Source organism: Streptomyces sp. NPDC039609 (genome assembly GCF_055596705.1).
On record NZ_JBVIUJ010000026.1, the window covers coordinates 1 to 19,835 of the forward strand.

The window sequence follows — 19,835 nt, forward strand, 5'->3', positions numbered from 1 at the left end:
TCGGTCGACGGCGCGTTCGGCCCGGCCACGTTGAGCGCGACGAAGGCGTTCCAGAAGCGCAGCGGGATGACGGCCGACGGCATCATCGGCCCGAACACCTGGAACAAGCTCGTCTCGGGCGCCACCAACTCCACCCCGTCGAAGCCCGCCCCGAGCAAGCCGTCCGCCGGCGGCACCCTGACCCACGCCCAGGCCACTGCCCGCCTCCGCGCCGCCGACATCGAGTGGAAGTCCTCCGGCAAGTGCAGCAACCGCAACAAGCGGACCTGCACCTCGTTCGACGGCGTCCGCGCCCACAGCATCGACGGCATCGTCGCGCTGAAGAAGAAGAGCGGCTGCCCCATCACCATCACCGGCGGCACCGAGACCGGCCACAGCGGCGGCACCAAGTCGCACTGGACCGGCTACAAGATCGACATCAGCCCCGAGCCCTGCGTCAGCGCCTACATCAAGAAGAACACCAAGCACGCCTACGACCGCGGTGACGCCCTAGTCCGCGTCGGCACCATCGGCGGCATCAAGGCCGAGTACGCCCGCGAGTCCGACCACTGGGACATCAAGTTCCTCTGATCTCATCGACTCCCCTCCACACTGACGAGAGCCCCGGTCCCAGTACCGGGGCTCTCGTGCGTCTGCATCACTGTCACAGCCGTCTGGATCCTTGACAGCTGAGTCAGGGTCACCTGATCAGGTAAGGTCTGGATTCCTGACAAGCCCGTAAGGAATTCCTGACACATGCCCTGGACCAGTGAAAAGACCGCCCTGCACACCGGCCACGTGGAGCCGCTGGTCAGGTCCGGCGACGGCTTCGAGCCCTTCCCCGGCCGGACGGCTCTGCCCTGGACGGCACTCGCCCCAGCCGCCATACGCGCCGGATGCAGCTGTGGAGGATGGACCGGCGAAGCACACCAGCTCGACCCGGAGCAGACCATCGAGGAGGCCGAGGCGCCGCTCCTGCAGGAGTGGACGAGGCACGTCTCCTTCGCCACCCTGCACGGCAGTCGGCAGTCGGCCGACCTGTCCGATGTCCTCGCGAACCTGACCGCCACGGACCCTCGCGCGGCTCTCGTCCTCGCCGCCCGGATCGAGCGCCTCGCCAAGACCGCCGCCGCCGAGGCCGCCGCCAAGGCACGGGCCGCCGGCGACTCCTGGGCCGACATCGGCGCAGCCTTCGGCATCACGAAGCAGGCCGCCCACAGCCGCTTCGGTAAGCCGTCACAGTGACGGCTTCTCCTCCACCGGTCAGAAACGGGTTAGTCAGCTAGCTGGCTTTCCAGCTAGCTGGCTCATCAGCTTGCTGACTAACCCGCAGGTGGAGCGGCCTTCTTCTTGAGCCACAGTCGGACAGCCTCATCCAGCGCGTCCTGCATCTCGATGCCGTCACCGATGCACTGCAGCTTGAACGCGCGCTGGAGGTCCGTGTCCATGTAGCTGCCGAAGGCCGGCCTCTTCCTCTTGGCCTTCTTCTCCCTGGCTCCGCTCACCTCGTCGCCGACGACGATGGTCTCTTCGTCGTCGGGAAGGCCGGGCGTGTCTGCGACGGTAGGCCGAACACCCCCGCTGTCGACGGTGCGGCCTCCCCTGCGGCTCCTCGCCGTCATGCGGGCACCGCCTTGAGGAAGGACTGGGCGAGGAGCTCGAAGGTCGCGCGGATCTCGGTCGCCTTGTCCCCTCTGGCCTCGCCGATCGGGAGAGCGTCGGTGTCGATCTCAGCGACGACGGTGCGCCTCTTGGTGACCGGCTCCCACACGAGGTTTCCGAAGACCCGGCGGAGAGAGTCCAGCTGCTCGGTCTGGACGGCGGTGCCGTCGTACCGGCTGACGACGACGCCCCAGATTTCGCAGTCCGGGTTGGCCAGGTCGTGGGGGACCCGCTCCTTCACGAAGTCCCGTACGCGCTCGGCGGCCTCGATGGCGTAGTACTCGGCCTCGGCGGCAATGATGACGCCGTCCGCGGCCGCCAGGGCGAGCTGCGTGAGGTGGAACATCGAGGGCGGGCAGTCGAAGAGCACGAAGTCGAGGTGGTCGTCGGCTCCCTCCAGTCCCTTCTTCAATCGGCGCCAAGCGCCGGAGATCCCGGCCTCGGCCATCCGGTTCTCGAGCGTGAGCTTCGCCGGCGCCAGCACGATCCGGCTCGCGTACGGGACGTCCCAACCGATCGGCTGCCATACCTCCATGACGGAACCCGACCGGTCCGCCTTGATCGCCTGGCTGATCGTCGGCTTCTTCTCGTCCGGACCGTTCGTCCACCCCAGCCGGTTCGACGCGTTGCCCTGGGGGTCCATGTCGATGACCCCGACCCTCTTGCCCTCCTTGGCCAGTGCTTCGGCCAGGCGGACCGTCAGCGTCGTCTTCCCGGTCCCGCCCTTGTTGTTCACGATCGCCACGCGTCGGGCCATCGCTCCTCCTCTCCAACGGTTAGCTGGCTAGCCAGTAAGCCAGCTTGCCAGCTAACCCCCAGCTCACATGCCATCCCACAAACCAGAGTTGCCGCCATAACCACCAAGCCGTCACTGTGTCGACTTGGCTTCGGCCGCCTCCTCCAGCTTCAGAAGCCGGCGGGCCTCAAAGGCCCGCTGCCGGTGACTGCGCTTGCAGTACAACCGCGGCGTCCTCGTCCCCAACTGACTCACCGGCTCGCCGCACCACTCGCACGACAAGTACCGGACGCCAGCCGCGCTCTGCTCAGGAAGCTCTTCACCCATGCCCCGCACCATAGCCGTCACTGTGACGTCTTTGGCCATCGGGCAAGCCGTCACAGTGACGGCTTTGGGCCCACGTCTGGCTCCGGTCCCCTGCACGACGAGATCGCGGCCCGTTCGGTCCTGAGAGCACCGAACCCCGGCCCGAGTTGCGACGAACGTACGCAGCTGCGCGACGAGCCACTCGAAGGTGACCTCCTCCTCTCCTCGCCGCTTCTCCAGCTCCTCGATGCCACGGTCGGTGAAGTACACGGCGAGCCAGACATTGCGAGTTCAGCAGCCGATTGCCTGGTCGCGTACCGGATCTCGTCACGGTCACGCGTAACAACCCCTCTTCAGCGCCCCATAACAGACTCGTGAGAACTGCTCTACCTCTCGAATGAGGTGCCGCAGTCTGATCCTCTTCTACGACCACCCGAACCAGCCGCTGCCCCAGACCGCACTCGGTCTGGGGCAGCTGCTTCTTCATCACCCCCGGCTGGGTGCGCACCGGCGAGTACCTAGCGGGTGTTCGAAAGCCGTTCGACTCGCTCTCAAGCTGATGGAGGGACTTGCGGGGCTAACCCACAAATCCTTCAACATGCGATCTCCCGCCCGCTGCCGGGGCCGGGACGACTTTCTCGACCTACTGGAGGACCGCCATGCCCATCTCCATCGACCCGCTGCTCGTGCTGCCTCTGCTCGTCGGCGTCTTCCTCATGGCCCTCGTGGCCATCGTCTGCATCGTCGCCTTGCTCCGTGCCGACCGAGCCGACACCGTCGCCGTCATCAAGGCCTTGCCCGAGCTCGCCGCGACACTCCTGCGGTTTCGTCGGCGGCCTCGGCGATGACATCCAGGAGCTCGTCGGCCCGAGCACTGGCTGCCTATACCCGCCGCCCCATAACGTCGGCCGCATTTCCCCTACTCGGCCCGCAGGCCGATGAGCACCAGGAGCAGCTCGTCGCCGCGCTCTGGGGGAACGTCCCTCAGCGCAACCCGGCATTCATCGACCGGGGACGGTGCCGGCACTTCACCGGTCGGCTGGGCCGGGATCGGCGTGTGCGTCATCGCGGCCCGCCGTACGCCTGCGAGATGACGTACGACGCGCCGATGCGTACGCGGAACGGCCGGCCCCAGGGCTGGGGACCGACCGTTGAGGGCGCGGCTTCAGGCAGCGGCGCCGTAGGTGGTGCCGGTGGTCTTGCGTAGGTGCTCGTGGACTTCGGCCACCCGCGCCAGGGTGGAGGCGGTGGAGATCATGGCCCTGCGCTTCTGCCTGTTGTTGATGTCCTGAATGGTGTTCAGCGCGTGGTCCACGGCGGAGGTCAGGAGCCTCAGCACGTACTGGGTGTCGTACTGCTCTGCCCTTACGTCGAGGATGACCTCGTCGTAGACCTTGGCCATCTCCTCGTCCATCCACCTGCGGTCGCGGTCCAGCATCCTGTCGTCGGGGATGCCCCACGCCTTGACCCAGGCAGTGAGCCACGGAGCGAGGTCCTCCGGCGAGTCGATGTCGCAGGCCTCGAGGAAGCTGAGGTACTGCCGCAAGTCCCGGGGGACCGTGCGGCCGGTGACGATGACGTGCGCTGTGCTGTGCGGCACGTACACGCCGGCCCGATCCTCGATCACCCTCATGGACGGGCGTCCGGCCCTCGCCCACGCGTCACGCATGGCGGCACCGAGATCGGCGATGCTCTGTACGAGGTGAGGCTTGGGCACGACGGTCGACCGGCGCTCGTTCTTCTCGGCCTTGTCCACTGCGGCCAGGGCCGCGCGGTAAAGGTCGTTCAACTCGTCGATCAGGTCCCAGGTGAGCTTGTCGACGCAGCCCTCGGCGTAGGACAGGACGACGTCCATCGAGGGGAGCTCCTTGCCGGAGGCCGCCCTTTTGTAGTGGGAGGCCGAGTACTCGCCCTTGGTGTTCTCGACGAGCTGCTTGTAGGTGAGTGCCTTCGCCGTGCGCAGGGAGCGGAGCTTCATAGCGAGCTCCCCGCGCTCGGGAATGGTGAAGTCGACGTCGACCTCAGGGCGCGGCATGGGTGCCGCCCTCAGTTGGTCGGGTTGCCGGCCGCGGCGCTCAGGATCCGCCGGAGGAACCGACGGGGCCCGCCACCACCTCCCCCCGCGTTCGAGGCGAGGATGACGACGACGCCGATCCCCCCGGCCCAGCACAGCAGGAAGCCGATCTCGTTGACGTCCATCTTGGCGACCAGCCGCAGGACGACGGCGGCCGTCAGGAAGAGGCCGATGACCGCGGCCTGGGCAAGGCCGAAACCGTGCTTGGGCTCCGGCGTGTTCGAGGTCGGCTTGTCCTCCGCCGCGGCGCGGGCAGCGGGGACGGTCTTCTTGGTCCCGTTGGACACAGACATTGGGCTGAACCCCCTGAGAGAGGGGGCGGCGACCCTTGGCCGGCCGCCGCCCTTGCTGCTGACTCCTTCTCCTCAGACCGGAGACCGCAGGGAGGGGTGGCGCCCCAGCCTCGTGCGCGATCTCAAGTCCTGCCGACCTTGTGTTCACGACCTGCTTGGCGGGCTGGTCGTCAGCGATCACGCGCTCGGTAAAAGACAAGGATTCCAGCTTTCCGAGGCACTCAGATGGCGCACACGGGTTGGCCCAAATACCGTCCAACCTGACCGTAGCGACACGAGTATGGCGATGACCTGCAGCGAAGGTTGCGGCCGGCGGATTGGCCCGCCGGATGTCCAAACGTTGACCGCAAATGATCTCTAGCCAGCCGTCATAGTTGGTCTCCGCGACCCAACACGCGCTTCAAAACCGTGGGTTGGGCTGGCACGCCCCTGATTGCTGCTGACTCCAACAACTCATGGGCCAACTGGCCGCTGTGGCAGGCGGCCGAAGCAGGAGCAGGAGGGGCGGTCGCCGCTTGGCCGCGGCGCCCCCGTCCTGCCTGCTCCACCCAACGGTCGGTCACCAAGCCGGCCCCCAGAACCAGGAGGACCACATGCCGCCGTAACGACACACCCCTGCACCCAGATCGCCGGCCTGATCGACCCGCCGCGCGACTCCACCCGCAGACCCAAGCTCCACTCTGCCCACCAGCAGAGCACCACTCCGACGGCTCCCCGGACCGTCACCAGTCGATATGCCGCCCTGAGAAGGCGGCTTTTTTGCGTCCTGGTTCACCATCCGGCCGTCCATGCCGCCCCTCTCCGAGCGAGCAAAGATCGCGGGCGGGAGACTGACGCCATGAGCACCATGCGCCGCCCGCTCGGCACCGGCCCGTCGACGAGCACCAGGACCGCAACGCCGATGCCGGCCCCGCGGCTTCTCCCCATCGAGCGAGCCGACCGAGCCGACCAAGCCGCACTCCTGGACGACGCCGACGAGCACCAGGACGCGGAGTTTCCGCATCGCCGGCGCACTCTCGGCAACGGTCCTCGGACTATCTGAGACGCGGAGCAAGATAGTGCGAACTGGGCCCAGTAACGCGGGCTTGGGCCAGGGGCAGGAGCGGCGAAGCCCCACAGTGGCCCAGTCGTTCGCCGTTGTGCGCCGCCGAGACGACGAGCGTCTCGGCGGCCACACTCAGAGGACGATGTTCAGGTTCCCGGGTGGCTCGTCCCGCCTCTGCATGAAGATCTCCGGGGCGATCACGGTCACGATGCCGATCCAGGTTCCGAGGTTGTCAACGTACTCCGGGTCGATGTCCCACAGGACAACGAGGCCGACCACGACCAGGAGCACCCTGCTCCACCTCCTGCGGGGGGAGAGGGGGTGCGCCGGGGTGCCACTGGGTATAGAAGCCATACTCTTGTTCCTATCTGCCGGTCTCGCCGGCGCTTGGACCGCGTTCGCCCCACAGGTTGGTAGCCGGGGAGGGGCGGCGCGGTTCTCTACTTCCCTGACTCCTTCTGGACAGGGAAACCTTCGAGCCCCGTGGGGGGCAGTCCGCGCTGGTGGAAGGGCGGCACCAGGCGGTAGAGGGGGCGGGAGCCCCTTCCCGAGCGGGCCGCGAGGGTGTCGAAGTACTCGAACCCCGCCGACTCCAGGGCACCGTGCTCGACCAGGTCCTCGATGCCAGCCGCGACGGTCTTCTGGGCCAGGCCGTACCACTCGTTGATCCTGGCGTGGACAAGAGAGAACTTGTTCTTTCTCTGGCCAAGGGCGATCAAGAGCATCGCCTTGCCCGCGAGGGAGAGCTTGATGTGCAGCTCCTCCTCCCAGTACTCGAACGGCAGCTGGAAGTACTTCTCTCCCACGTTCATGGGCGGCTCGTACGGTCCGCTGCCGTCCTCCATGCGCTTGGTGACCGTCGTCCTCCTCTGAGAACCACGGGCCGTGGTGATGAGGTGGAGGTCCTTCAAGGCCTTCCACCCCCTGGAAACCGCGGAAGCTCCGGACTTCTCGTCGAAGATGCCGATGGTCCTGGCCCAGGTCGTCGACCACTCCGTCACCGAGTGCCCCGGTCCACCCGTGATGGCGGCGACGAGGAGATAGAGGTCGAGCGCCCGTTCCTGCCGAGCCGCGACGAGCGCCCTAAGAGGACCAGGCTGCGTGTCCCGCCCCTCGCCAAGCTGAAGGAAGACCCTCCTGATGGGGACGGTCCGATTGGTCCTCGCCGAGCGGTTCAGGATCATCTCGATGGTCCTGGCCTGGCTCATGGAGCCCTCGGCGTCGGGGGTACCGACCGACTCGTCCCGGCCTATCTCGTCCCCCGACTCCGGTTCGGTTGCGGTGTGCTGAATCGGCGTCATGCTTAAAGAGTCGCACATCGATGGCGGAGCAGTCCAACCTGAAACCGCCGGTCAGCTGCGCTGACTTGACGCCTAGTAGTGCAAGATAAGACGACTAAGTTGATGGCTATGTGAGACCACCGTGTAGGACGAACAGTCAAGATAACTCGTACGCGGTTTGAAGGAGGCCGACCCTCCGGGGAAGCGGTTCGACCCACGGACCGGTGACGACCAAAAAATCTTGGCTGTATCGGGGCACCCGAACGACAGGAACTGCACGCGGCCTGGAGGCCGTCAGAGTTTCTGGACTTTCTGGACCCCCTTACGCGGGCGCGCGTAAACCGCTTCGCCTCAGGCCTGGCCGAACTTCCGCACGTCAGAGTGCGGGGCACCTCTCCAGTCCAGCCATCGCCTGTTTCCGGGCCGAGGCGGGCGAGCTCCTGAGTGACGAAGTCGAGTACCAGGCGCGGGACTTTCCGCGCGGCCGGCGGCGTCTCGGACAAGGGCTCGGAGCCGGTCAGATCGGGGGAGCGAGTTATTCGTTACTGGGCTCAGTAACGGCGAAACCGCCACCGGGTGGGCGACGGTTTCGAGGGTCCGGGGACGGACCGGCGTTACGCGGCCGGGCGCGGGCGCTTGGCCCGGATCGGCTTCTTGAGGCTGACCTTGACCTTGATGGGCGCCTTCGGGTTCCGGAAGCGGTGGAGTGCGGCGGCCAGGTCGTCCTTGCGGTCCGCGTTGGCGGCTCGGCGAGCCTCAACGAACTTCGCTTCATCCTCGGACATGACCTGGAATGCGAGCTGGTCGGCGTCGAGGTCACCGGGTGCGACGGGTGCGGCCTCGGGCGGTGGGTCGAGGACGTCCTTGCCCCACACCAGGCCCCACGACTCGATCAGGCGCCGTACTCCCGGGAGCCCGTACACCTCGGCGACCTTGATGAGGTCGAGCCGCCGTCCGGGGCGCCGGGCGATGTCTCGGTACCAGGTGCCGGCGGGGATGACCGCAATCGCCGTCAGTCCCTCCGTGTCGTTGGTGATCTCTGCCTCGCTGCGGGTGTCCTGCTGGATCCCGAGCTCCTTGATGAGCTTGTTCAGGTTCTGCGTCCGGTAGTGCTTGCGGACCTGGAACACACCGAACTCCCGCTCGCGGTACTTCTCGACGAACGGGCCCGGCTTGCCGAGCTGGAGCAGCTCGGCGGCGGCGACGTCGCCCAGGTCGAGCGGCCCCATACGGCCGTCGAGCCGTCCCTCCTTGAACGCTCCGCCCGCGAGCTCCAGACCGATCTTCGCGGTACCCCCCTTGGCCTTGTCTCCGTCCTTGTACAAGTAGCGGGCCGCCTGCCCCTCCTCGCCCTTGTTGAGCGGCCGCAGGTCGAAGCCGTGGCCCTTCCCCCCGCACGAGCAGCCAGCCCGCTCGCACTCCTCGCTGACGCTGTAGCCGCCCGCCGCTTCCACCGCGTCGGCCCAGGCATCGGCGAGCGCGTCACGGAACTCACCCTGGGTCTCGTAGTCAAGGACCGTCTTGGTGACCCACATCGTGTGCCAGTGCAAGTGCCAGCCAGTGGCCCAGCCGAAGGTGTCCTCGAAGGCCCGCTCGTAGCCGACGATTCCGTAGTCGTCGCGGAGCCGCCGCCAGCGACGGCCGGCGGACCCGTACGCGCCGGTCCAGCCGTCGTGCAGGACCGCGACCAGGCCGTGCCGCATTCCCTTGCGGACCGTGCCGAATTTTTGCCTGGGGAAGTGCCGCAGCGTGTTCGTGCCGAGGTGCAGTCCGTATCCGGCGTCCGCGAGTCCGTCAGCAGCGAGCTGGATGTTGGACGACCGCACGGCGAGGATCCGGCTCATGCACCACGGGCAGACGTGGACGTTGTTGCAGCGGCACGTCTTGCCGAACGTCGCCTCGCCCGGCTTCCAGAGCAGCTCCGCCGTCCCGCCGGTGAGCCGATAGCCGCAGGCCTTGAAGGCCTCGCTCACGGAGACCGTCTGGTGGGCGTCCCGACGCTCGAACCGGACGTCGCGCGGGTCCTTCTTCGACTGTCCCTTTTTAGGCTTCGCCGCTACCGCAGACCGCCTCTGACCTGCAGTGGACGGAGATTTTCCCTTACTACTAAAGCCCGCGTTACTTTTTGGCTCGGGACGGTCCTGCACCGCACCGCCGGCGAGTGCCCGGCGAGCCTCCTCCTCGGCCTTGGCGACTGCCCGCTTTGCCCGCATTTTGCAGGCGGGGGAGCAGTAGACCCTGGGGCGCTTGCCGGGGATGTGAACGATCGGCTTGCCGCAGCCGGGGCCGTTGCAGTGGGGTCCGGCGGCGCGCGGGGCTGTGGGTGTTGCGGACGACGAGGCGTCGCTTACGCTGGGCACAGCGTTGAGTCCTGTTCTGTCTGCTGTGAACGGATCGGGTTGGGGCTCACAGAGCGGTCAGGGATTAGGCCCCCTGGCCGCTCCGCTGTTTTTCTGAGGACGATCCAAGCACCTTTTGGGCCTGTCGTTCCCCCGGACGCGCTTGGGGCCGGTGGGCTTTGACGGTGCGAAGGAAGCCCGCCGACTTCAAGTCGGCGGGCTTCTGCATGAGTCAGCTCGTGGTCGGGTGCTTGGTGACCCACTCATACGGGGTCATTTCGCGGGAGCGGACGAGCGCCTCACGGGCGGCGTCGGTGGTGAACTCGTAGCCGGCGTAGGCACTGGGGCCGGGGAACGGGCTGCACGGGATGCTCGCCAGGAGGCGCGCGGCGTGGTGGACGCAGCCGAGCTTCTCGGCGCCTTGGCGGTCGCGGAGGAGGACGGCGTCGGTGGCGCCCTCGCAGGGGCTGGGGTCGGTGCGGTGGGCGGCGGAGCAGCGGGCGGTCATGCGGCGAGCTCCTTCTCGTCGGTGAGGGTCCAGGTCCAGGTCTCGCCTTCGGCGGCCGCGCGGGCGGCGGCCTCGGCCAGGAGCCGGACGGCGGCCGCGACCTTCGGTTTGGTGAAGCGGTGGCGGGCCACCTTCATCAGCGCGTCGCCGATCGCCTCGGCCTGGGCAGGGGTGATCTGGGCGCCCTCGGCGGCCGCGTGCTCCAGGAGCTTCACGAGCGGGCCGCGCTCGTCGTACGGGAGGACACCGGCGACGTAGTCGCGCAGGCCGGTGACGAAGGTGAGCGGGTAGCGGTCCTGGCCGAAGAAGTCGGCGCCGTGGCTGGTCACGAGGTGGGTGCTCATCGCTGCGTCTCCTGTCGGGCGGCGGCCGCGGCTTCACGGGCCAGGGCGAGGACTTCGGTCTGGGTGCGGCCCGACGCGTCGTTCCACTGGTGGAAGGGCTGGGTGATGCCGCGTCGGGCGAGGGCGTTCTGGAGGCGGGTGCCGGCGGCGCGGGCGGTGGTCTCGTCGCCGTAGCCGAGGCGGAACAGGACGGCCTGGGCGCCGAGGATGCAGCGACGGCCCGACGTGGAGCGGACGGCGCCCTGGGCCCAGCCGTACCGCTCGATCACGAGCGCGGTGAGCTCCAGGTGCTCGGCGACCTCGATGTGCCGTCCGCCGCCGTGGAGCTGACGGAGCAGCGGGAATCCGAGCGCCCAGTCGGGCAGGATCCGCAGCGCCCGGACCGGGACGGTGAGGATCGGCGCGGCCGCGGGGGCCGGGGCGGTGCCGAGGGCTTCGGCGACGAGGTCGGCGGTGGTCTTGGTGACGAGCGGGTGCGCGGTCGTACGGATGCGGGCGATCAGGTACTGCTCGATCTCGCGGACCAGGAGCGCGGCCTCGTCGGCGAGTTCGGGGGCCGGAGTGGCGGGGGCGGTGAGGGTCTGGGCGGTCACGGTGCCTGACTCCTTATGTACCAGTTTGGCCTAGGACGGAGACCCGGACGCGGCCCGGGCGGGCGTGCGTCATCGCAGGTCAGCGAGTTGGGGGACTCGGACGGATCCGGGCCCGACCCGGACGCGGATGTCCGGGTCGGGGGGTCTGACGTCCGGGTCAGGGCCTGTTCGGCCAGGGGGTAAAGCGGGTCAATCCGGGCGCCGGTCCGGGTTGTGTCCGGGCCGAATCGGGCGGATCAGCGCTTGGACAGCTCGTGGGTGTGGCACAGGACGGGGCCGATGAAGAGGCCGATGCCCTGCACGGTCCAGCGGCCCTGAGTGAGCGGTCCCGGCGGGACCTCGTCGATGACCGTGCCGGTCTTGCCGACCGCGCGCGGGTCGTCCTCGCAGGAGGTGATGAGGACCTTGTCGCCTGCCTTGAACATCGCGTTCTCCCTTGGTCAGGCGGTGAGGCCGAAGCGGCCGGTGGCGGTGGCCTCGACGCGGGCGAGCGGGTAACCCGCAACGCGGGCCTTCTTCTCGCCCCAGGGGCGCTTGGCCTTCTCCTCGTCGCTGCGCTGGACCAGGGCGCCGAGCTTCTCCGCGGTGACCGGGTGGCCGGCGGTCTTGAGCTCGTCGACCAGGAGCTGCCCGGGCAGCCACTCGGCCGGGCCGGTCTCGGTGGCGTGCGCGTCGAAGACGTCGAGCACGGCGGCCAGGAGCAGTGCCTCGTCGTCGCCCTGGGCGCGGAGCTGGTCGGTGAGCGGGACCGGCCCGTTCGGAAGCGTCCCGGCCTTTCGCCGCCACTCGGTCGCGCGCGTGAGGAGCGTCTCGACCTGCTCGTCGGTGTAGTAGTCGGCGCGGACCATCTGAGGATTGGTGCCCTCGGCCCACAGGTAGCCGGCGCCCCGCATCTCGGCCTGGATCGTCTTCGCGCTGTAGCCGGAGGCGGCGGCGCCCTTGCCGAGGATCGTGTCGGACGCCTCGGGGGTGGTGCACCGCAGTGCCCACCGGATGGAGAGCAGGTCGCGCAGCGAGGTGTCGACGACGTCGGAGCCGGGCTTCTGGGTCGCGCAGAAGGTGATGATCCCGGCCGCCCGGCCTCGGCTCACGAGGTTGCGGAGAGCCTTGGTGATCTTCTTCCCGTAATCCTCGTCCGTTGTGTAGAACATCAGCTCGTCGACCCAGAGCAGCAACTGCCGCAGCTCGGGGTGCTTGTTCGCGAGCTCCTCGGTGACCTTGCGCTTGCCGAGCTTCTTCAGCAGCGCGTACCGGCCCTTCATGTCCCGGATCAGGTCCTGGAGCATGTTGTAGAACGCCTCGGGGTCGGCGTCGCCCTCGAAGGCCTGGCAGAGGTGCTCGAACGGCTCCAGGTCGCCGCCGCCCTTACCGTCGGCGAGCCAGAGGATCACGCGCGGGTCGAGCGCAGCCGCGAGCAGGATCGTGTTGCCCGAGGCGGACTTGCCCGCGCCCGGCTCGCCGCCGACCAAGCCGGAGCGCTCCACCACGCTGATGGAGATCGCGAGTCCGCGCACGTCGGGGCCGATGGAGATCGGGCCCCAGAAGTTGGCGGCCGCCTCCAGGGCGAGGAGCGGGCCGGGCTTGGCCTTGTCGGTGAATGGCAGATCGCGGGAGACGTAGAGCTCGACGCGGCCGGAGCGGCCCTTCTTCGCGATGGAGACCTGTGCCTCCTCGACGCCGAACGCGGCGGCGAGTTCGTCGGTCGCGCGGATCGCGCGCTTGGCGGGGATGCCGGGCGGGAGGTCGAGGACCGCCGTCCACGCACCGCGGTTGTCGAGCATCGGCATCTGCACGACCCGCAGGGTCTCCTCCGATCCGATGACCTTCGCGGCCCGGAACGCCTGGTCGAGCATGGGGGCGGTCATGCGGTCGCCGTCACCCAGCGAGCGCCACTCGCTCGTCCAGTCCGCGTCCTCCTCGTACGGCTTGCGTCCGGCGAACGCCCCAGCGCCGAAGGTGGACACAAGGCCGGCGGCCAGGCCGAGGCCGCCCGCCGTGGCGTAGCCGGAGCCGATCGCGGCGAGCGGCGGGCCGTAGACGACACCGGCCCGCAGGTTCCGGGCGCGGTTGCGGTCCTTCTTCGCCTTCTTGTGCAGCGCGACGGCCTGCTCGGCGGCCGCGGTCGCCTTCTCGGCCGCCTTCATCGCAAGCTCCTTCTTGCTACCAAGGATTCGGGGAGTGAAGCGGGCGTGCCGGGAGGCGGCCCTGGCCTCGCGGGTGAGGACGTGGGCGGTGTGCGCGGCGGACTGGACGCGGACGCCTTCGAAGCCGACGACCCACTCGTGCATCCGGCGGGCCCCGCGGCCGAACTGGCGGACGTGGCCCTTGTCGGTGGCCTGGCGCCGGACCCAGCGCCGGAAGCCCCGCCGACGGGCCCGGTAGAAGACACCCGCCCACGCGGCCCACCCCTCGGGCGACTTCATCCACGCCGGGATGAGCGGGGCGTCGTCGAACGCGTCCAGATCGACCTTCTCCACCGGCCCGGCCGGGACCGGCGCGGCGGGGGCGAGAGGCTTGTCGAGGACGACTCGGGCGGTCTCCAGGACCACGGTCCGGTCCGCCGCAGCGGGGGCCGACACCTCGGTGTCGTCGTCCTCCGTGTCGGCCCAGTCGTTCCACTGCTCGGTCTGTGCGTGGAGGTAGGTCACGGTCGCGCCCTCGGAATCGGCCGGGGCGACGGTCTGCTCGCTGATGTGCTCGGTCATGCTGGCTCTGCCTCCTGGTGAGGTAGCGGGGCCCGGCCGGTGCTGCCAGGCGGAGGCCGGGCCCCGCGTACAGGGGTGGGTCAGGCGACGTGCAGGCGGCGCTGTTCGATGACGCGGTCGCGCAGTCGTAGCGCGTCCTCGCGGCGGATCTGGAGCTTCTTCGCGAGGCCGGCCGCGGAGATCTGGCGGCCCTCGGCGACGAGTTCGGCGGCGGCCGCGAGCGCGTCCGGCAGGAGCTCGTTCAGCTCCTCGTCGGACCGTCCCGCCGGGGTGTCCCGGCGCGGTGTCTCAGCGGACTTCTCGGGAGGCTTCGGCCCAATTCCCGCTTGGGATTCGGGCACCTGTGTGAGTTCGGGAAGCGGGTTGAACTTCGCGGCCTGCAGACCGGTCTGCAAGAGCTCGTCGCGGACGTTGTCGCCGAGCTCGAACGCGGCCCCGAGCTGAAGCACGGCGTTGGTCGCGGTCGCGTACAGCTCAGCCGAGAGGCCGGGCTCGGCACCGGTGTGGATCCGCCACGCAGCGGCGAACGCCTGCTCGTCGCTGATCGCCCCGTACGGCAGCGCGGACTTGAGCTTCTCTGCCTGCTCGGCGATCGGCTTGTGGTACTTGCGCCGCGCGGCAACGTGCGCGGTGCGGGCCTTCTCCTCGCGGCGCTGGGCACGGGTCTTGCCGTGGCTGCCGTGGGTCTTCAGGTCCCAGATATAGATCGCGAACAGCGACGAGGCGCCGAGGACGAACGCCACCCACGGGTGGGCGCCGTACGCCTCCAGGCCGTGCCAGAAGTTCACCGCGGCCGCCACGGTGGCCACGGCCCAGGTCCCGATCCGGTACTTCCTCGGCTCCCGGCCCGAGTCCTCGGCCTGCTTGCCCATGAACGTGATCGCCCAGGCCCCACCCTCAAGCATCGCGGCCAGAAGGCCGGCCATCGGCGCCGCCACCGTCGCGCCGGTCAGCGCACCGATCTGCGAGAGCACGGCCGGGACGATCGAGGCGACCATCACGAACCCGACGAACAGCGTTGCGGGGTTTGCCTTGAGCCAGCGCACGGCCTTCGCGCGCTTGGCGGCCGACCGCGCCTTCTTCGCCTGCTGCTCGGCGGCCTTCGCCTTCTTGTCGGCCTGCTCCTGGCGGCGCTTGGCCTCCGCGTCGCGGCGCTTCTCCTCGGCCCGGATCTGCTCAGCCTTCAGGCCCGCCTCGTACTGCAGGCGGCGGTCCTCACGGTCCTGCGCGCGCTCGGCGGCCTGGTCGGCGCGGCGCTCTTCGCGGTACGAGCTCATCGGGTCCCCCCAGCCGTCGGGGACGCGATCCCCGACAGGACATCAGCGAGTTCGGCACGGAGTCGGGGCGAGACCCGGGCGAGGCGGTAGCGCTTGGCGAACCGCTCGTCGGCGGCCGCGATCGCGCGGGCGATCGCCTCGGTGATCAGGCTGGCCAGGGCAACAACTCCGGCCACCAGGCCGAGGGCGAGCTCCAGCACGGTCAGGACGAACAGAAGGGTCTGGGCGGCGGTCCGCATCACGCGACACCCCGCTCGAACCGCTGGGCCGAGCGGCGCGGGAAGGACAGCACCCGGGCGCCCAGCAAGCTGCGGTAGTAGGCGAGGTCCTCGGCATCGACCTCGTTCGCTGCCTCGTCCTCCAGCACACCGACGATGTCCCGCAGCGCGTCCTGGCCGGCGGCCGAGTCGAACTCCACCGACTCCAGCTCGAAGCCCAGCGCCGCCTCGGCGAGCTCGGTCGGGGTAACGATCCTCTGACCTGCAACGATCACGTACATGGGTCGTGCTCCTCTCGATGGAACGGCCCAGCGGCCCCGGGTCTAGCCACCCGGGGCCGCACCCCTTTCAGGGCGCAGCTGACTGCTCATCTCCCTCTCGATGACTCCGAGTTGGCGACATCCCTAAGGTTCCCTAGGGCACCCTAGGGTGTCAAGCGGTACAGTAGGGAACCCCAGGAGAGTCGAAGGAGATAAGGGCATGTCAGGTCAGACCGACAATCGAGCGCCATATGCACGCATTGCGGCGCACTACGAAGACCTGATCAACTCCGGGGAGCTGCGGCCCGGGACCCTCCTCCCCAGCATCAACAAGCTCTCCGAGCAGTGGAGCGTCAGCACCGCGACGGCAGAAAAGGCCCTGCGGAAGCTGCGTACCGACGGACTCGTGCGAGGCATTCAGGGCATCGGCACCGAGGTCATTGACCGGCCGGTCCCGATGTCCTCGGGTTCGCAGCGGCAGGACCGCGGTCGGCGTACCGGATCTTCCTGGGGGAACGGCGAGCGCTCCGACTCGCACACGGCGGGCGTGGTCTCAGCACCGGAGGACGTTGCCGAGGCCCTCGGCATCGAGCCGGGCAGCGACGTCATCCGACGATCCCGCGTCTACCGGGACCGCCACGGCATCGTCGCGCACTCCACCTCGTGGATCCCCATCGAGCACGCCGAGCTGGTCCCCCAGCTCTCAAAGAGCAAGCGCCTCACCGGCGGTACCTCCCTGGACCTGATCGCCGAGGCCACCGGACTGCCGATCACGCGGCGCGTCGACAAGGTGTCATCGCGGATCCTCACAGACGAGGACGCCGAGCTCCTGGAGCTGAAGGCCGGCACCACTGAGGCAATCGTGGTCATGACCGCGAAGTTCATGGACAGCGAGGGCAACGTCGTCGAGTACGGCGTGGACCTCGGCGGCCCCGGGCGGGCCTGGAGCGCCGAGTCAGAGGTTGGTCGGTGAGCACCTCTCTCCGCCCCTCCGACAAGACAGCCATGCCCGTCTGCGTCCTGATGGCGGGCCTCCCCGGGTCGGGGAAGACCACACTGTCCCGAGCACTGACCGACCTCGGGTACTCCAGGCTTTGCCCGGACGAGGAGATGTTCCGGCGATACGGCCGCTACGGACACGACTTCCCCCGAGGCGCGTTCCTGGTCCGCGAGCGGCCAGTCCTCGAGGACCTCGCGGCAGAGCTCCGGCAGCTCTTGGCCGCCGGAAAGTCAGTCGTCTTCGACCACGGGTTCTGGACCCCCTCAGAACGCGAGCAGTGGCGGACACTCGTGACCGAGGCCGGCGGCTCACCTCTGGTGGTGTACCTCTCCGTCCCTCACGACGTCCGATGGAGCCGTATCCAGGAGCGCAACGCGCACGCGCACACCGATGCGAACAGCATCGAGTTCTCCGAGGAAGACCTCCTCCGCTTCGCCGGGCGCTTCTTCCCTCCCGGCCCCGAGGAGCCCCACATCGTCTACGAGGGCAACGTCGAAGGTCTCATACGGCGGCTGCTCCACACCCCGTAGCCCAGGAGGCCCGCACCGTCCGGTGCGGGTCTTCGTCGTACCTGCGGCTCTTCGGTGGGTGCGCCCAAGGTCCGTAATCCTCCGTGGCCAGGCCACCGGCGACTGCGAGCCCATGGGTACCTCAAAAGCGGCTAGCGGCGGGAGGGGTGGGGTCGCGGGCGCTGAGCGGCCGACCGACGGCCCAGGAGACGGGCATGGTCGCCGTACCCCCGCCGTCACGACCGCGAGCGCGTGAGGCGACCGCACCGTCCGTCTGGGGTCGAGGGGGAGCAGCTGCTGCCGCGCGTCACGTGGGGTCGGTGTGGTCGCTCCGCATCGGTGCCGGCCTCGTCGTGGCTGAGGAGCGTGTCGTCAGGCCGGGCCGCGCTGCCTCGGTCAGTGGCCGCAGCCCGCCTTCGGGTAGTCGAGGTACTTCCAGGTCGCGGGTCCGACCTGGCCGTCGACCTTCAGGCCTGAGCACTGCTGGACAGCCCGGACGGCGGTTTCCGTTCCGGAGCCGAAGTTGCCGTCGACCTTCAGGGAGTAGTCGTAGTTGTAGTTCAGCAGGCACTGGATCTGCTTGACCTTGGAGCCGACCATGCCCTCGGCCATCGTCTGGGTGCGGTCGGAGTTGTGATTGCAGTTCGTCCGGCCCGCCGCGCCCAGAGGTACAGCGCTGGACGTCGGAGTACGAGTCGCAGCAGCGGATGAGGCGGACACATTCGGAGCGGTGCTGCCGGGAGCGGCGGTAGGCGTGGATGACGCCTGACCGGGGCCGCCCGTGGGGGTTCCTGAGGGCGACGGCCCGTCGGACTTCTCAGGGTTCGACGAGCCCTCGGTCTGCTCACTGCCGTCGGGCTTGTCGTCGCTTCCGTTCGGGCTGGAGCTGGCGGCCGGCGGCTGCTCGTCGTTCGGCCGGGCCCCGGGACTCTGCGACTTGTCCGCGTTGGCGTTCCCCTGGTCCTCGGGGAGGGAGTACCAGCGGCCGAGGACCAGGAGGACGACAAGCCCGGCCACCAGGAGCCACTTCCGCGGGATTCCGCGTCGGGGGCGTTGCTGGACGGCGGTGACGACGGGCTCGGCCTGCTTCGGCTTCTTCTCCGGCGCGGCGGCCGGAGCGGGTGGGGTCTCCTGGTTCACGGGTACGGGCACCGGCTCTTCCGTCCGTACCTCTTCAGCCGGGGCGTTGCCGTCGGGGGTGCTCGTGTCGACCACCGGGGCGGCGGGCGCGCCGGCGTCCAGCTGCGCGCTGCGTGCCGTGTCGGCCGCCTCCCACAGCTGCAGCATGTGGTCGGTGTCCAGCTTCCGCCGGGCGCAGAGGCGGACGATCGCCTCGCGCGGCGGGAAGCCCTGCCCCTTCAGGACACGGTTCCAGGAGGACCTGGAGTACTGGGTGTCGTGGCCGAACGCGTCCAGGGAGAGCTTCTTCTCCGCCTTGATCCGGACCAGTTCGCTGCGCAGGGCCTCAACTTCCGCTGGTACCGGCTCGGTCCGGGCGCCCGCGTCCTCGGAATGCACGTATCCCCCTCTAAGCGATCACGTCAGGTGTGTTCCACATCCATTCCTTTTCGCAGGTCAGAGCCCTGCGGAACGGCCGGTACGGCGCGGTACGGATGGGACAGCGATCAGGTTACCGATGGGACGGCGGCACCCCGAATCTCATCTCGACAGCGCAGCCCGGACGGGCAGCGAAGCCGCCCCGACACCTCCTGCACGAGCAGGCGGCCGGGGCACGTATCGAGAGATGAGACATGCGAAAGAACATCAGGAACCTCGTCATCCAGACCCTCGCGGTCGCCACGGTCTCCGCCGGCGCGTACGGCATCGTGAGCACGACGGGCGATACGGCGAGCGCGGCGAGTCCGAGCGCGTTCAGCGTGAAGGGGATCGACACCAGTCACCACAACGCCCACCCGATCCAGTGGTCGAAGGTGAAGGCCTCCGGGCAGAGCTTCGTCTTCCAGAAGGCGACCCAGGGCACCGGCTACCGCGACCCCCGGTTCGCCGCCGACTTCGCCGCGGCCTCCCGGGCCGGGCTGATGGCGGCGCCCTACCACTTCTACGACTCCGGCTCCGGCGCCACGCAGGCGGCCCACTTCATCCGTACGGTCAAGGCCGCCGGCTACGACGGCAAGCGGGCCGGACAGCTGCCGCCCGTGGTCGACCTGGAGAAGATCAAGGGCAAGTGCCCGTCGGGGGTCAACAGCACCCAGGTCTCCACATTCATTGCCAAGGTCCGCCAGTCCTTCGGGGTGAACCCGATCGTCTACACCTCGAAGGACTTCACCGACACCTGCCTGCGCGGCAAGGTCAGCGGCCTGGCCAACAGCCCGCTGTGGCAGCCGCGGTACGAGAGCGGGTCGAGGGAGCCCGCCTCCATCGGCGGCCGCTCCTGGTCGATCTGGCAGTACACCGAGCACGGCTCCGTCCCCGGCATCGGGGGCAACGTGGACCGCAACGTCTACCGGGGCACCCTCACCCAGCTCCGAGCGCTTGCGCACCTTGGCCCGACCTCTGGTAAGCCGGTCCCGCCCCGCGGTGACACCACCCCCGCGCCGTCGAAGTCCTGGCCCGTGGTGAAGTCCGGCTCCCGCGGCACTGACGTCCGCACCGCCCAGCACCTCCTGGCCGCCGCCGGCCACCGGGTCTCGGTCGACGGCGCGTTCGGCCCGGCCACGTTGAGCGCGACGAAGGCGTTCCAGAAGCG

General features: G+C 69.0%; 23 protein-coding genes and 1 pseudogene. 6 read left to right on the plus strand and 18 right to left on the minus strand.

From position 1 onward, the window contains the following. On the plus strand, positions 1-570 hold a 570-nt coding region (locus ACZ561_RS39570; protein WP_471004920.1), incomplete at its 5' end, for a peptidoglycan-binding domain-containing protein. Positions 571-735: 165 nt separating this feature from the next. Beyond that, entirely contained in the window at positions 736-1,224 is a 489-nt protein-coding gene (locus ACZ561_RS39575) for a hypothetical protein (RefSeq protein ID WP_471004922.1), read from the plus strand. Between the two features lie 77 nt (positions 1,225-1,301). Here ACZ561_RS39575 and ACZ561_RS39580 read toward each other — a convergent pair whose 3' ends face one another. From ACZ561_RS39580 to ACZ561_RS39590, 3 genes and pseudogenes are all read right to left on the minus strand, one after another. Further along, complete coding sequence (locus ACZ561_RS39580) at positions 1,302-1,601, minus strand: hypothetical protein (protein WP_471004924.1); 300 nt, start codon at positions 1,599-1,601, stop codon at positions 1,302-1,304. After that, a complete protein-coding gene (locus tag ACZ561_RS39585; protein WP_471004926.1) occupies positions 1,598-2,398 on the minus strand; it encodes a ParA family protein in 801 nt (266 codons plus the stop codon). Before ACZ561_RS39585 ends, ACZ561_RS39580 begins: the two co-directional genes overlap by 4 nt. A 456-nt stretch (positions 2,399-2,854) precedes the next feature. Beyond that, positions 2,855-2,953 (minus strand): annotated as a pseudogene (locus tag ACZ561_RS39590) (DUF6104 family protein); the annotation flags it as partial. Positions 2,954-3,342: 389 nt separating this feature from the next. On the opposite strand from ACZ561_RS39590, the gene ACZ561_RS39595 reads away from it, so the two are divergent. Next, a complete protein-coding gene (locus ACZ561_RS39595) occupies positions 3,343-3,531 on the plus strand; it encodes a hypothetical protein (protein WP_471004928.1) in 189 nt (62 codons plus the stop codon). 71 nt (positions 3,532-3,602) lie between these two features. On the opposite strand, the gene ACZ561_RS39600 is transcribed toward ACZ561_RS39595, so the two are convergent. From ACZ561_RS39600 to ACZ561_RS39665, 14 genes are all read right to left on the minus strand, one after another. Further along, positions 3,603-3,749, minus strand: coding sequence for a hypothetical protein (locus tag ACZ561_RS39600; RefSeq protein ID WP_471004930.1), 147 nt, complete (start codon positions 3,747-3,749; stop codon positions 3,603-3,605). Positions 3,750-3,848: 99 nt separating this feature from the next. Further along, positions 3,849-4,718 (minus strand): hypothetical protein, encoded by an 870-nt coding sequence (locus ACZ561_RS39605; protein ID WP_471004932.1) that lies wholly within the window; start codon positions 4,716-4,718, stop codon positions 3,849-3,851. An 11-nt stretch (positions 4,719-4,729) separates the two neighbouring features. Next, on the minus strand, positions 4,730-5,050 hold the full coding sequence (locus ACZ561_RS39610; RefSeq protein WP_471004934.1) for a hypothetical protein: 321 nt from the start codon (positions 5,048-5,050) through the stop codon (positions 4,730-4,732). Between the two features lie 1,177 nt (positions 5,051-6,227). Further along, positions 6,228-6,449, minus strand: coding sequence for a hypothetical protein (locus tag ACZ561_RS39615; protein WP_471004936.1), 222 nt, complete (start codon positions 6,447-6,449; stop codon positions 6,228-6,230). 86 nt (positions 6,450-6,535) lie between these two features. After that, positions 6,536-7,396: a hypothetical protein gene (locus tag ACZ561_RS39620; protein ID WP_471004938.1), complete on the minus strand. Its 861-nt coding sequence runs from the start codon at positions 7,394-7,396 to the stop codon at positions 6,536-6,538. Positions 7,397-7,989: 593 nt separating this feature from the next. After that, complete coding sequence (locus ACZ561_RS39625; RefSeq protein ID WP_471004940.1) at positions 7,990-9,348, minus strand: hypothetical protein; 1,359 nt, start codon at positions 9,346-9,348, stop codon at positions 7,990-7,992. A gap of 598 nt (positions 9,349-9,946) precedes the next feature. Further along, complete coding sequence (locus ACZ561_RS39630) at positions 9,947-10,222, minus strand: hypothetical protein (protein ID WP_471004942.1); 276 nt, start codon at positions 10,220-10,222, stop codon at positions 9,947-9,949. Beyond that, on the minus strand, positions 10,219-10,566 hold the full coding sequence (locus tag ACZ561_RS39635) for a DUF7739 domain-containing protein (protein WP_471004944.1): 348 nt from the start codon (positions 10,564-10,566) through the stop codon (positions 10,219-10,221). Before ACZ561_RS39635 ends, ACZ561_RS39630 begins: the two co-directional genes overlap by 4 nt. Further along, complete coding sequence (locus ACZ561_RS39640) at positions 10,563-11,159, minus strand: DUF6197 family protein (RefSeq protein WP_471004946.1); 597 nt, start codon at positions 11,157-11,159, stop codon at positions 10,563-10,565. Before ACZ561_RS39640 ends, ACZ561_RS39635 begins: the two co-directional genes overlap by 4 nt. Before the next feature lie 236 nt (positions 11,160-11,395). Then, a complete protein-coding gene (locus tag ACZ561_RS39645) occupies positions 11,396-11,584 on the minus strand; it encodes a hypothetical protein (protein WP_471004947.1) in 189 nt (62 codons plus the stop codon). A gap of 15 nt (positions 11,585-11,599) precedes the next feature. After that, positions 11,600-13,864 carry an FtsK/SpoIIIE domain-containing protein gene (locus tag ACZ561_RS39650; RefSeq protein WP_471004948.1) on the minus strand — a complete coding sequence of 755 codons (2,265 nt, stop codon included), beginning with the start codon at positions 13,862-13,864 and terminating at the stop codon, positions 11,600-11,602. A gap of 80 nt (positions 13,865-13,944) precedes the next feature. Further along, positions 13,945-15,141 (minus strand): DUF2637 domain-containing protein, encoded by a 1,197-nt coding sequence (locus tag ACZ561_RS39655; RefSeq protein ID WP_471004949.1) that lies wholly within the window; start codon positions 15,139-15,141, stop codon positions 13,945-13,947. Continuing rightward, on the minus strand, positions 15,138-15,380 hold the full coding sequence (locus ACZ561_RS39660) for a hypothetical protein (protein ID WP_471004950.1): 243 nt from the start codon (positions 15,378-15,380) through the stop codon (positions 15,138-15,140). The genes ACZ561_RS39655 and ACZ561_RS39660 overlap by 4 nt, the downstream gene beginning before the upstream one ends. Beyond that, positions 15,380-15,640 carry a hypothetical protein gene (locus ACZ561_RS39665; protein WP_471004952.1) on the minus strand — a complete coding sequence of 87 codons (261 nt, stop codon included), beginning with the start codon at positions 15,638-15,640 and terminating at the stop codon, positions 15,380-15,382. The genes ACZ561_RS39660 and ACZ561_RS39665 overlap by 1 nt, the downstream gene beginning before the upstream one ends. A gap of 199 nt (positions 15,641-15,839) precedes the next feature. On the opposite strand from ACZ561_RS39665, the gene ACZ561_RS39670 reads away from it, so the two are divergent. Together ACZ561_RS39670 and ACZ561_RS39675 are read left to right on the plus strand one after the other, a co-directional pair. Then, a complete protein-coding gene (locus ACZ561_RS39670; protein WP_471004954.1) occupies positions 15,840-16,592 on the plus strand; it encodes a GntR family transcriptional regulator in 753 nt (250 codons plus the stop codon). Beyond that, positions 16,589-17,149 (plus strand): P-loop nucleotide/nucleoside kinase family protein, encoded by a 561-nt coding sequence (locus tag ACZ561_RS39675; RefSeq protein WP_471004956.1) that lies wholly within the window; start codon positions 16,589-16,591, stop codon positions 17,147-17,149. Before ACZ561_RS39670 ends, ACZ561_RS39675 begins: the two co-directional genes overlap by 4 nt. A 375-nt stretch (positions 17,150-17,524) precedes the next feature. On the opposite strand, the gene ACZ561_RS39680 is transcribed toward ACZ561_RS39675, so the two are convergent. Beyond that, positions 17,525-18,646 carry a peptidoglycan-binding protein gene (locus ACZ561_RS39680; protein ID WP_471004958.1) on the minus strand — a complete coding sequence of 374 codons (1,122 nt, stop codon included), beginning with the start codon at positions 18,644-18,646 and terminating at the stop codon, positions 17,525-17,527. Between the two features lie 233 nt (positions 18,647-18,879). On the opposite strand from ACZ561_RS39680, the gene ACZ561_RS39685 reads away from it, so the two are divergent. Next, a partial coding sequence (locus tag ACZ561_RS39685) for a GH25 family lysozyme (protein ID WP_471004960.1) occupies positions 18,880-19,835 on the plus strand: 956 nt, incomplete at its 3' end.